The sequence below is a fragment of the Kitasatospora sp. NPDC090091 genome (genome assembly GCF_044747365.1).
Lineage (GTDB): Bacteria > Actinomycetota > Actinomycetes > Streptomycetales > Streptomycetaceae > Kitasatospora.
Genome location: NZ_JBIVDY010000016.1, coordinates 102,576 through 114,308 on the forward strand (window position 1 = coordinate 102,576; position 11,733 = coordinate 114,308).

Annotated in this window: 8 protein-coding genes; 5 read left to right on the top strand and 3 right to left on the bottom strand. The window is 77.7% G+C overall.

Annotated features, from left to right (window positions below):
- Nucleotides 1-31 precede the first annotated feature (31 nt).
- The 5 genes from ACIPSC_RS26475 to ACIPSC_RS26495 all read left to right on the top strand — a co-directional run bounded on the left by ACIPSC_RS26475 (nt 32) and on the right by ACIPSC_RS26495 (nt 4,717).
- Nucleotides 32-493 (top strand): hypothetical protein, encoded by a 462-nt coding sequence (locus ACIPSC_RS26475; RefSeq protein WP_400828553.1) that lies wholly within the window; start codon nt 32-34, stop codon nt 491-493.
- Between the two features lie 77 nt (nt 494-570).
- Nucleotides 571-1,317: a glycerophosphodiester phosphodiesterase gene (locus tag ACIPSC_RS26480; RefSeq protein WP_400828554.1), complete on the top strand. Its 747-nt coding sequence runs from the start codon at nt 571-573 to the stop codon at nt 1,315-1,317.
- The gene (locus ACIPSC_RS26485; protein WP_400828555.1) at nt 1,314-2,435 is read left to right on the top strand and encodes a winged helix DNA-binding domain-containing protein; all 1,122 of its coding nucleotides are present in this window, start codon (nt 1,314-1,316) and stop codon (nt 2,433-2,435) included. Before ACIPSC_RS26480 ends, ACIPSC_RS26485 begins: the two co-directional genes overlap by 4 nt.
- Nucleotides 2,436-2,612: 177 nt before the next feature.
- The gene (locus ACIPSC_RS26490) at nt 2,613-3,764 is read left to right on the top strand and encodes an AI-2E family transporter (RefSeq protein WP_400828556.1); all 1,152 of its coding nucleotides are present in this window, start codon (nt 2,613-2,615) and stop codon (nt 3,762-3,764) included.
- A 74-nt stretch (nt 3,765-3,838) separates the two neighbouring features.
- Nucleotides 3,839-4,717, top strand: coding sequence for a virginiamycin B lyase (locus ACIPSC_RS26495; protein WP_400828557.1), 879 nt, complete (start codon nt 3,839-3,841; stop codon nt 4,715-4,717).
- A gap of 174 nt (nt 4,718-4,891) precedes the next feature.
- On the opposite strand, the gene ACIPSC_RS26500 is transcribed toward ACIPSC_RS26495, so the two are convergent.
- The 3 genes from ACIPSC_RS26500 to ACIPSC_RS26510 all read right to left on the bottom strand — a co-directional run bounded on the left by ACIPSC_RS26500 (nt 4,892) and on the right by ACIPSC_RS26510 (nt 11,730).
- On the bottom strand, nt 4,892-8,005 hold the full coding sequence (locus ACIPSC_RS26500; protein ID WP_400828558.1) for an AAA family ATPase: 3,114 nt from the start codon (nt 8,003-8,005) through the stop codon (nt 4,892-4,894).
- Nucleotides 8,006-8,258: 253 nt separating this feature from the next.
- Nucleotides 8,259-8,444 carry a hypothetical protein gene (locus ACIPSC_RS26505; RefSeq protein WP_400828559.1) on the bottom strand — a complete coding sequence of 62 codons (186 nt, stop codon included), beginning with the start codon at nt 8,442-8,444 and terminating at the stop codon, nt 8,259-8,261.
- Nucleotides 8,445-8,547: 103 nt separating this feature from the next.
- The gene (locus ACIPSC_RS26510; RefSeq protein ID WP_400828560.1) at nt 8,548-11,730 is read right to left on the bottom strand and encodes a type 2 lanthipeptide synthetase LanM family protein; all 3,183 of its coding nucleotides are present in this window, start codon (nt 11,728-11,730) and stop codon (nt 8,548-8,550) included.
- Nucleotides 11,731-11,733 lie beyond the last annotated feature (3 nt).

Here is an 11,733-nt window from a genome sequence, read left to right on the forward strand (position 1 = left end):
TCCGCTCCCGCCGACGAGAGGACCACCGCCGATGCCCCACCCGCCGCTGCCGTCCACCCAGAGCGCCGTGTTCGCCGTCGAGGCGATGGCCGCCCGGCACGGCCGCGAGGTCCGCGCGAGCCACGACATCGGCCGTGACCGGACCTTCGCCGGGCTGGTCGGCGCCGACGCGGCCGGTGGCGGCTCCGGAGGCTCCGAACTCGACGCGATACCCCACGAGGCGCTGCTGGAGATCGCCGGACGGCCCGCGATCACCGTCCGCCTCTTCGTCCACGACGAGGCCGTGGTCACCGTCGACGACATCGCCTTCGACGTGCCGCGCGACAGCGTGCCCGCCTTCCTGCACTCGGTCTGGACCGGCCTGGTCCACGTCAAGCAGCGTGCCTTCCCGCCGTCCTGCACGCTGATCGTCACCGTCCCCGGCGAACCGAGCTACCGCGAGGCCGTCACCCACCTCCAGCTGTCCCCGTGGCTCGCCGGACTGATCCGCTGAGCGCCCACCGCCCGACCCGGCGCCAGCCGGCCCGTGTGACCCGAAGCGCGACCGACCCGAGGAACCCCACCGCCGCGATGAACGCCGCCCGTCCGACCGCCGCCCGCCCCGCCGCCGCCCCCGACGACCTCCGTCCGGTGCTCGCCGTCGCCCACCGCGGCGACCCCTACCGGTACCGCGAGAACACCCTGCCCTCCGTCGAGTCCGCGCTCGCCGCCGGCGCCGACGCCGTCGAGGTCGACGTCCGCCTCACCCGCGACGGCGTGCCCGTGCTGCTCCACGACGAGACCCTGGAACGCCTCTGGGGCGACCTGCGCCCGCTGCGCCGCGTCCCGCTCGACCAGCTGGACGAGCTGCGCGACGGCGACCTCACCGTCCCCACCCTCGCCGAGGCGCTCAAGACCGTGGCCGCCACCCCCGCCGCCCGGCTGCTGATCGACCTGGACGACCCGCACCCCGTCGTGGCCACCTGGGAGGTCGTCACCGGCCTCGGCCTCGAACACCGGGTGGCCTTCTGCGGCCCCGCCACCGCGATGCTCGCCGTCCGCGCCGCCGCCCCGCACGCCGAGATCGCGCTCACCTGGAAGCAGCCCCGGCTGCCCGTCCGCGCCCTGCTCGACGACCTGCGGCCGGCCTACCTGAACCCGCCGTTCGGCCTCGTCACCGCCGAGTTCACCGCCGCCGCCCACGACGCCGGGCTCGCCGTCTCCACCTGGACCGCCGACCTGCGCCGCACCATGCGCCGGCTCTGCGCCGCCGGCGTCGACTCGATCACCACCAACCGGATCGACCTGCTGCGCTCCGTCCTGGACGGCCGGCGGTGAGCCGGTCACCCGCGGCCGGCCCGCCCGTCCTGAGCACCCGGGCGCTCGGCCGCGCGCTGCTGGCCCGTCAGCACCTGCTCGCCCGCTCGACCATGACGGCCGGGGCGATGGTCCGCCACCTCGGCGGCCTCCAGGCCCAGGCCGCGCCGCAGCCGCCCTACCTCGGCCTGCTCAGCCGGCTGGACGGCTTCGCCCACGAGGAGCTGACCGCGCTGATCGAGGGGCGCGAGGTGGTCCGGATCGCCCTCCAGCGCGGCACCATCCACCTGGTCACCGCCGACGACTGCCTCACCCTGCGCCCGCTCCTCCAGCCCGTGCTCGACCAGGGCCTGCGCAGCGCCTTCGGCAAGCGGCTGACCGGCCTGGACCTCGACGCGCTGGCCGCCGAGGCACGCGCGCTGGTCGAGGAGGAGCCCCTCACCTTCCAGCGGCTCGGCGCACTCCTCGCCGCCGGCCGCCCCGACCGCGACCCGGCCGCCCTCGCCCAGGCCGCGCGCTGCCGGCTGCCGCTCGTCCAGGTGCCGCCGCGCGGCATCTGGGGCCGGAGCGGCGGTGCCGCGCACACCACCGCCGAGCACTGGCTGGGCCGCCCGCTCGACCCGGCGCCCTCGCCGGACGACCTGGCGCTGCGCTACCTCGCCGCGTTCGGCCCCGCCACCGCCGCCGACCTGCAGAAGTGGTGCGGCCTCAGCCGGCTCGGCCCGGTCCTGAAGCGGCTCGAACCGCAGCTGCTGACGTTCCGCGACGAGCACGGCCGGCTGCTGTACGACCTGCCCGACGCGCCCCGGCCGGACCCGTCCGTGCCGGCGCCGGTCCGGCTGGTCGCGCCCTTCGACAACCTGGTCCTCTCGCACGCGGACCGGACCAGGGTGCTGCCGGAGGAGTACCGGCCGCGGGTGATGACGCAGAACGGCATCGTGCTCGGGATCCTGCTGGTCGACGGCCTGGTCGCCGGCAACTGGGAGCTGACGGAGGACAAGGCCGGCGAGCGCACCGTGGTGATCCGCCCGTTCGCGGCGCTGGGCCGGGCCGACCGGCAGGCGGCCGGTGCGGAGGCCGAACGGGTCCTCGCCTTCGCGGGCGGGGGCGGAGCGGTCCGCTTCGAGGTGGCGGCGTAGGGCGGGCGCGCTCCTCCTGACGCTCCTCAGGCGCTCCTCCCGGCGCTCCGCCGGGTGGGCTCCTGCTGCCGGTGCTCCCACCGCCGGGGCGCATCGAATTCCGCACAACGGGCGATCCGTCACCTCATCTGTTGAGATGGGGCGAGCAGGGCGCGATCGACCCAGGCGGAGGTGGAGATGTCGGGGGAGCCCCCGTCCGGCGGCGTTCCCCCGGAACGCCGGGAGGACCACCGGCGCCCGTACCTGATGCTCCCGCCCGCGATCCGGGCGGCTGCGGCCTGGTCGGCCGCGGTCATCCTCCTCATCGCCGTCGCCTCCCTGGTGGGCTTCGCCCTGGTCGAGCTGCGCGCCGCCACCATCCCGGTCGCCCTCGCGCTGCTCGGCACCGCGCTGCTCTACCCCGTGATGCCGTGGATGGTCCGGCACGGGGTCGGCCGCGGCACGGCCGCCGGGCTCACCTGCGCCCTGCTGGTGGCCGCCGTCGGCGGCGTGGTCGCCCTGCTGGTCAACTCCCTGGTGCACAGCGCCCCGCAGATCGCCTCCGCACTCCAGGAGGCCGGCGACCGGATCGCCGAGTGGCTCGGGCCGTTCGGCGAGAAGATCCGCCACGCCCTGGACAACGCCCAGGGCGAGAGCAGCGCACTGGTCTCCACCGTCACCAACGGCGTGCTCTCCGGCCTCGGCCTCGCCACGCAGGTCCTGACCGGTGCCGTGCTCGCCCTGGCGCTGGTCTTCTTCTTCCTCCGCGACGGCCACCGCACCGGCGACTCCATCCGCTCCAACCTCCCGCCCCGCACCGCCGAGACCGTCATCGCCTGCGCCGACCGGGCCTTCGACGCGATGGCCGGCTTCATGCGCGGCACGACGCTGATCGCGCTGATCGACGCGTTCTTCATCACCGTCGGCCTGCTGCTGCTCGGCGTGCCCGGCGCGGCCGGGCTCGGCGCCCTGGTCTTCATGGGCGCCTACATCCCGTTCGTCGGCGCCTTCCTCTCCGGGACGGTGGCGGTGCTGGTCGCGCTCGCCGAGGGCGGCATCGGCACCGCGCTCTGGGCGCTCGGGATCGTCCTCGCGGTGCAGGCGGTGGAGGGCAACATCCTGCAGCCGCTGATCCAGAGCCGGACCGTCGAACTGCACCCCGCCACCATCATGATCGCGGTGGTGGCCGGCTCCGGCCTCGCCGGGATCCTCGGCGCCCTGCTCGCCGTTCCGCTCTGCGCCGCCGGGGTCGGCGTGATCTCCGTCCTGCGCGGCGACGCCGACCGCACCCGGCGCGGCGGCCGCAAGGGCGTCCGCGCCGGGCCGGCCGCGGGTGAGGCGGACGGGTAGTTGCCGTACGGACTGGGGGCGTGGCAGGATCGCTAATGCGACGCGAGTCGCGATAGTGAAGGGGCGGGTTGCGGATGGCGATCGAGCGGTTCCAGGTGTCGGACGGTCAGGCCGGGCCGTACGGGGTGGCGGTGGGGCCGGACGGCGGCGTCTGGTTCACCCTGGTGCACTCCGGCGAGGTCGGGCGGCTGGCGGCCGACGGCTCGGTGCGGCGGTTCGGCCCGGCCGCGCCGGAGAGCGGGCCGGCGGTGATCACGGCGGGCCCGGACGGCGCGCTCTGGTTCACCCGGATGCGGGACCACCGGATCGGGCGGATCGGCACCGACGGCCGGGAGTGCTCGTTCGGGCTGCCGACCGAGGGCGCCGGGCCGTACGGGATCACCGCGGGCCCCGACGGCGCCCTCTGGTTCACCGAGCCGAACGCCGGCCGGATCGGGCGGATCACCGTGGACGGCGAGGTGACGGAGCATCCGTTGCCGGTCGACGGCGGCTTCCCGTCGATGATCACCGCCGGGCCCGACGGGGCGCTCTGGTTCACCCTCAACCAGGCCCACGCCGTCGGCCGGATCACCGTCGCCGGGGAGGTCACCGTGCACCCGCTGCCCACCGCGGGCGCGGCCCCGGTCGGGATCGCCCGCGGCGGCGACGGCGCGCTCTGGTGCGTCGAGATCGGCGCCGGGCAGGTCGCCCGGATCGCGCCGGACGGCACGGTCGTCGAGCACCCGCTGCCCGACCGGGCAGCCCGGCCGCATGCGATCGCGGCCGACCCGCAGGGCCGGCTCTGGTTCACCGAGTGGGCCGGCAACCGGATCGGCAGTCTCACCCCGGACGGCGCCTACCGCGGCTACGACCTGCCCGTCCCGGGCGCCGAGCCGCACGGCATCGCCGTCGGCCCGGACGGCGTCGTCCACGTGGCACTGGAGATCGGCGAGATCGTCCGCCTGACGTCCTAGGCCCTCTCTTTCGGATCACGCCAGGCGGGATCCGAAAGAGAGGGCCTGAGCCCCGGTACGGGCCGGCGCCCGCAGCGGCCCGGCCCGATCCGCGGGACCGGGCCCAGGGCGTGTCTTCGGACTCCCATCGTCCGCCCAGGCGTCGCCGGGCAGGCGGGAATTCGAAGACAGGCCCTACGTCAGGGGCCCGGCGGCGAGTTCGGCGGCGAGGTCGCAGAGGGCGGCGCGGTCCGGGCGGCCGGTCTTGGCGAGCAGGCCGGCGATGTGCTTCTCCACCGTGCGCGGCGAGATGGAGAGCCGGCGGGCCAGCTGCTGGTTGCCCGGCCGCTCCGAGAGCAGGACGAAGACCTCGTACTCGCGCAGCGTCACGCCGCAGCCGCGCAGCTCTGCCGGTACGGCGTCGCGGCCGCCGCGGTGCTGGGCGACGCTGGCGCCGGCGCGGCGCAGCAGGGCGCGGCAGGCGGCCGCGACCGGCTGGATGCCGGTGGCGTGGAAATACTCCTCGGCCGTGCGCAGCCAGGCCACCGGCTCGCCCCAGCCGTCGGCGAGCGCGCTCTCGGCGGCGAGCCGCAGCGCGAGGTGGTGGGCGAGCGGGAACGGCGCGGCGGTCGCGCGGGCGTCGGCGACGGCGCGGGCGGCCTCGTCCGGGCGGCCCTCGCGGCCGAGCAGGACGGCGTCGGCGAAGCCCAGGAACTGGCGGTTCCAGGCGAGTCCGGCGGCCGGGGCGGTGGCGGCCCGGGCCAGGTCGGCGCGGTGCCAGCTGCCGGAGAGCACCTCCAGCAGCGGGTGCAGGCCGTGCCGGCCGGCCAGGTAGAAGACGCTGGGGTGCTGCTCCTCCCAGGCGATCCCGGCAGCCAGTTCGGCCCGGGCCCGGCCGAGGTCCTCGGCGAGCAGGGCGCCGACGGCCCGGCAGAGGCCGTGGCGCAGCGGCATCAGGAACGACTCCTCGCCGCCGGCCTGCCGGAACCGGGCCAGCTCGCGCTCCATCTCGCGGTCGCGGCCGAGGTGGGCGGCGAGGGTGGCGGAGCCGAGCAGCAGGTAGCGGTGGGCGCCGAGGTTGCGCAGCCGGGCGGTGGCGTCGAGGCGGTCGTCGATGACGGCGCGGGCGGTTTCCCACTCGCCGCGCAGCACGGCGTTCATGGCGAGCAGGCCGTCCAGGGTCTGGGTGAGCACGATCGCGCCGAGTGCGGCGGCGGCCTCCCGGGCGGCTTCGAGGCGGGCGCCGTCGCCGGTGCGCATGAAGGCGTTGGCGCCGAGCCGGAGCAGTGCCTCGACCCGCCAGACCGGGAGGGCGTGCGCCTCGGCGACGGCGAGCATCCGCTCCAGGCAGGCGTCGGCGTCGTCGAAGCCGCGCTCGCGGGCGAGCAGCGCGAGCAACTGCCACGCCTGGCAGGCGACCACCGGCAGGCCGGCGGCCTCGGCCACCTCGGCGGCCCGGCGGGCGAGGCGCTCGGTCTCGGCGAGGCGGGCGCGGGCCGGCTGCGGGTCGGCCCCGGCGGCGTCCCCGCCGGCCTCGGTCGTTCCGGCCGCGCCGGTCCCGCCGGTCCCGCCGACGTCCGCGGCCCGGTCCGGTTGTTCGGCGTCGTCGGGGGCGGGGCCGTGGCCGGGCAGCAGGGCGAGGTGGCCCTCCACGACGACCAGGGCGGCGTCCTGCTCGGGGCGCGGATCGCTGCCGGCCAGCGCCCGGGCGGCGGCGAGCTGGGCGGCGGCCTCACCGGCGCGCTCGGCCATCACCGCGGCGAAGGCCAGCCGGGTGTGCAGGTCGATCCGGCGGTCGGCGGCGGGGCGGCCGTGGGTGGGCGGGCGCTCCGCGGGCGGGTGGCCGGCGGGCGGCGGCAGTGCGTTCGCCGGCGCGGCGGAGGGTATCGCGGGCAGTGCGCGGGCCAGTTCGAAGGCCCGGTCCAGTTGCCCGGCCTCGGCCAGCGCCAGCAGCAGCTGCTCGACGACGACGGCGCGGTCCGCCTCCCCGGCGAGCTCGTGGGCGCGCTCCAGCAGCACCACGGCCGAACCGGCGGCGCCGGCCGCCAGGGTCCGCCGGCCGGCCTCGGCGAGGTGCGCCGCGGCGCCCGCCGGGTCGCCCCCGGCCAGCAGCAGCGACGCCACCAGCTGGCGCCGCTCGTCGCCGAGCTCGGGGTCGGCCCGCAGGATCGCCCCGGCGGCGCGGCGGGCCAGGGCGGCGCGCTCGGCGGGTGCCAGGGTCGCGATGACGGCGTCGGCGGTGAGGGCGTGCCGGAAGGCGTAGCGGTCCGGGGCGGCGCCGTCCGGCACGATGACGTTGGCCTCGCAGGCGGAGCGCAGGTGGCTGAAGAGCGTCCGGTCGTCGTGGCCGGTGATCAGCTGGACGGTCGCGACGGAGAAGCGGCTGCCCAGGGTGGCGGCGGTGAGCAGCAGCTCGCGCACCGGCGGGTCGAGCTGGTCGATCCGCCCGCCCCAGCTGCGGACGACGGTGGTGGGGACGGCGGTGCAGAGGTCGCCGGCCACCTCCCAGCGGCCCTCGGGCCGGTGCAGTGCGCCCGAGGCGAGCATGTCGGCGAGCAGTTCCTCGACCAGGTAGGGGCAGCCGTCGCCGCGCTCGGCGAGCCGTTCCAGCACCGGCGCGGGCACCTCGGCGGCCGCGCTCTCCAGGATGTCCGCGGCCATCGTCCGGACGTCGGCCGGCGGCAGCGGCCGCAGCTCGGTGACGGTGGCGGCGCGCCGGCGCTCGGCGGCGCGGACGAGGTCCAGGGCCGGTCCGGGCTCCCCGCGCAGCGTTCCCACCAGCAGGACCGGCAGGCCCTCCAGGTTGTCGACCAGGTACTCCAGCACCGCGACCGTCTCGGCGTCGGTGTCGTGCAGGTCCTCCAGCAGCAGAACGCAGCCGGCGTCGCGGCCGAGGACGGCGAGCAGACGCAGCAGCGCCTCGGCGAGTTCGACCACCGTCTCCGGGTAGGCGGGCGCGGTGCCGGCCGTTGCGCGCCACTCGGGGACCAGCCGGGCCAGGGCGGGGCGGTAGGGCTCGAGCTCGGCGTCGGTGGGGGTGCCGGCGGCCCGGAAGCGCGAGGCGAGGGCCTCGATCAGCGGCCGGAACGGCGTCACGGTCAGTGTCGAGGAGCCTCGGCCGCGCAGCACCGGCAGGCCGAGTCCGTAGGCCTGGTAGGCGCACTCGCCGGCCAGCCGGGACTTGCCCATGCCGGCGTCGCCGAGCAGGAAGACCGCCCGGCCGGCCCGCTGACGGGAGGTGGCCAGCGCGCTGCCCAGCAGGCTGATCTCGGCGTCCCGGCCGACGGTGATCGACGAAGTCGTGCGCATGGGCGCAGGCTACTTGACGGTCCGTCTGATCTGTAGTGCAGCTCATCGGCCACGAAGCAAACACGCTGCCATCACGGGATCGTTACCGTACGACCGCATCTGCGGGAATCCGGTCCGGTTGGGCCGGGGCGGGGGCCGGAGCGGGCCCGGGCGGCGCCGGGTCGGTCCCGCCCGGGTCCGGCTGCCGGGTGCCGGATGCCGCCACCGGGGGGCTGCCCGGTCCCCGGTGGCGGCGGTGTGACGGCCTCGCTCGCTACGCCGGGACCGTCATGGTCGGGAATTCGAAGGCCGGTGCCGTGCCGCCGGAGGCGAGCAGCTGCGAGCGCAGGCCCAGGCCGCTGCCGACCCGCAGGCGGATCTCGCCGGCCGGGTGGTCGAAGGAGTCCTCGGGCCGGGTGTCCGGGTAGTGCCGGGTGGGCGCCAGGTCGGTGTCGTTCACGGGTTCTCCCATTCGTCGTCGGGGTGGTGGCGGTCGGAGCGGGCGGGCGGCTGCCCGCCCGCCGCACCGCCCGCCATCCTGGCGGACGGCGGGCGCGGCACGTTCAGCGGGCCGGCCGACGGGCCGACGGACGGCCCGACGGACGGGCCGGCGGGTCGGCCGGCGCACCGGGGCGCAGCAGCAGCACGGGCGGGACGCGCTCGGGATAGCCCAGCCGCAGCAGGCCGTGGCCGATCCCGGCGAGGCCGGTGAGCAGGCCCGGGTGCGGCACGTGGTCGGGGCTGCCGCAGCGCGGACCGTCCTGGTCGAGGCCGGCCAGCAGCGCGCCCGCCCGCCGCACCCAGGGCGTCCGGCCGGGTACCGGGCTGCCGTGGCCGAGCAGTTCGAGGACGCCCAACTCGCCGTGGCAGAGGCTGTGGTCGGGCAGGCCGGCCGCCCGGGCGGTGTTCCGGGCGGCGCGCTGCAGCCACTCGGCGAGCGGCCGGTCGGCCAGGGCGGCAGGGTTGTCGGCCACGGCGAGGGCGATGCCCGGCCGGCCGCGGCACCATGAGGACTCCCGGGCCCGGACGGCGGTGGCGGCGCGCAGGGCGGCGAGTCCGGCCGCGTGGTGCGGGCCGCCGGCGGGCTCCCCGACGGCCTCCGCGTACCGCAGCAGTGCCCAGCCGGTGCCGGCCGAGCCGTGTGCGAAGCCGGTCCCGGCGGGCGCCGGGGCGGCGGCCAGCAGCGCGGCGCAGTCGGTGGCGGCGCGCAGCGGCTCGGGCCGGCCGGTGGCGGCGTGCACGGCGAGCAGCGCGGCCAGGCCGCCGGCGGTGCCGCTGTGCACACCGGTGTCGGTCTCGCGCTCGGCGGCCGCCGCGGTGAGCGCCACGGCGGGCTCGCACCACTGCCGGATCAGCGGGTCGTCCAGGGTGCGGGCGATCTCGGTGAGCGCGTAGGCGATGCCGCCGAGCCCGGCGAAGCCGCCGGAGCCGACGGCGGCGGGCCGGTCGGGGTGCGCGGCGAGCGTGTCCAGCAGCCCGGGGACGGGCGCGAGCGCCCGGCGGGCCACCTCGGCGTAGCGGTCCGAGCCGGTGAGGGCGGCGAGTTGGGCGAGGAAGAGCGCGGTGCCGGTGTAGCCGCCGGCGAGGTCGGCGCCGAGCGGCCGGACCCGCCAGTACCGGTCGGCGAGCAGCTCCAGGCCCAGCCAGTTGGTCCGGCCGCGCCCCCCGTACGCTGCCGCGACCAGCTGGTCGCCGACACCGCGGGCGGCGGCCAGCAGCCGCTCCGGTTCGGGGGCGGTGGCCCACAGGTTCTCCGCCGCCGGGCGGCCGGGGCGGTGCGCCGGTACGGCGGCGCCGCAGGCCATCGCGGCCCGGACGATCCACTCCTGGTCCTTGCGGTCCACCCCGCCGAGCGCGGCGAGTTTGGCCTCGGCGCGGGCCAGCCCGGTCTCGGCCAGCTCGCCGGGAAGCCGGCGGCCGTCGGCGGTCCAGAGGTCGCGGCCGCCGGGGCGGGCGGTGAAGAGCGGGACGTCGCCGGCCCAGAGGTCGGCGAGTTCGTGGTCGGCCAGCCCGGGGCGGCCGGGGTCGTCCACGGCGTCGGTGCGCAGCAGGTCCAGCACGGCGCCGCGGTCGGCGGCTTTGCGCAGCAGGTTCGGGTGGGTCGACTCGTCCAGCAGCCGGGCGTAGACCCGGGTGGCCCGCGGTACCACCCGGACCTCGTCCTCGGCGAACGCGTACAGCAGGCCGCGGGGCCCGGTGAGGTCGTCCCGGCCGTCGGTGAGCGCCGTGTAGCCGGCCCGGAAGCCGGCCACCAGAGCCTCGGTGTGGTCGGCGGGGTCGACGGCGGCGCCGTCCAGCCGGGGGCGGTTGCGGGCCTCGCGGAACGGGCGGGCGCGCCGGACCAGCCGCATCTCGTCCGTGCCGGCGCCGGCCCAGTCGACGCCCTCCACCGGGGAGGCGGTGCGCAGGCCGCCGCCGATGCCGGAGACGTCCACCGCGCCGGCGTCGCCCAGCAGCAGTTGCGGCAGCAGGCCGACCCGGTGGACCGACTCCTCCAGCGCGCGGGCCGCCGGGTCCGGCGTCGGGCCGGCCTGGGACGGCGGGTGGAACAGCGTCTCCACGTCCACCAGCACCGGCTGGTCCGCGCAGGCGACCACGTTCTCGACGTGCATGTCGGTGCCGTCCAGCACGTGCAGCAGCGCCAGCAGCGCGCCCTGGCGCCGGTAGAACCGCTCGACCTCGAACCCGGTGCGGCAGGGCCGGAACTCGGCGAACTCCGTCCAGCCGTAGCCGCCCCGGTCGACCAGCGAGAGCGCACGCAGCCTCGGCACGCCGGGCTGGGCGTTGTACCAGCCCAGCAGGGCGTTGAAGTGGCGGTGGGCCGCGGGCGGGCGCGGCCGGTGGACGACGGAGGCGCCGTCGGCGAAGTGCAGCACCGCGACGGCCCGGCCGTGGCGGTGGCGGTCGCCGGCCTCGGTGTCGACGGCGACCAGCGGCCCCGGGTCGGTGCCGCGCAGCAGGCCGGAGACCAGCAGCGGGCGGTCGGCGAGGAGCCGGAGGAGCAGTTCGGCATGGGCGTCGGCGGCGTCCAGACTGGTCCGGGCGAGCAGCCGGGCGAGCACCGGGTACGTGCGGAGCAGGGCGGCGAGGCCGTCGCGGCGGGCGGTGAGGGCGACGAAGGAGCGGAACCGCTCCTGCGGGGTGCCGCCGCGGAGCCGGCCGGCGGCCCGGGCGGTGTGCAGCTCCAGCACCAGGGTGCGGGCGGCGATCCGGGCGAGGCGCTCGGTGAGTCCGGCGGTGAAGGCGGCCCGCAGGGCGGGCAGGTCGAGGTGGACGGCGAGGTCGGCCGGCGCGATCCGGTCGGCGGCGGTTCGGCCGTCGGCGCTCCGGTCGGAGGCGCTCCGGTCGGCGGGTGAGGCGTGCGTGGTGCGGCCGGGCGGGGCGGCGGCGGGGCAGAGGGTGGCGGACAGCCGGACGAGTGCGCGGTCGGCGAACGGCGCCAGGACGAGGCCGAAGCCGCTCAGGCCCGGGTACGACGTCTTCGGGACGACCGCCCGGACCGGCGCCGCGGCGACCGCGGCCTCGGTGAAGGCGGCCCAGTCGGGGCGCCCCTCGGGACGAGCCTGGCCCGGCGTCAGGGCCGGCTCCCACCAGGCGGACGGGGCCGGCCCGGCCACACGGAGCCGGGCCGGGCCCGCCCGCCCGGCGCCCCGCGCCGCGTCGGGGGTCGATACCGCGGCGGGGGCCGGGGCGGAAGCCCTGGCCGGGGCCGGAACGGTGGCCTGGACCGGGACATCGCCAGGCATCGG

Excerpts from the sequence above, each read along its gene's own strand:
- ACIPSC_RS26490 (WP_400828556.1), top strand. The coding sequence starts at position 2,613 with ATGTCGGGGGAGCCCCCGTCCGGCGGCGTTCCCCCGGAACGCCGGGAG.
- ACIPSC_RS26475 (WP_400828553.1), top strand. The coding sequence starts at position 32 with ATGCCCCACCCGCCGCTGCCGTCCACCCAGAGCGCCGTGTTCGCCGTC.
- ACIPSC_RS26510 (WP_400828560.1), bottom strand. The coding sequence starts at position 11,730 with ATGCCTGGCGATGTCCCGGTCCAGGCCACCGTTCCGGCCCCGGCCAGG.
- ACIPSC_RS26495 (WP_400828557.1), top strand. The coding sequence starts at position 3,839 with ATGGCGATCGAGCGGTTCCAGGTGTCGGACGGTCAGGCCGGGCCGTAC.
- ACIPSC_RS26480 (WP_400828554.1), top strand. The coding sequence starts at position 571 with ATGAACGCCGCCCGTCCGACCGCCGCCCGCCCCGCCGCCGCCCCCGAC.
- ACIPSC_RS26500 (WP_400828558.1), bottom strand. The coding sequence starts at position 8,005 with ATGCGCACGACTTCGTCGATCACCGTCGGCCGGGACGCCGAGATCAGC.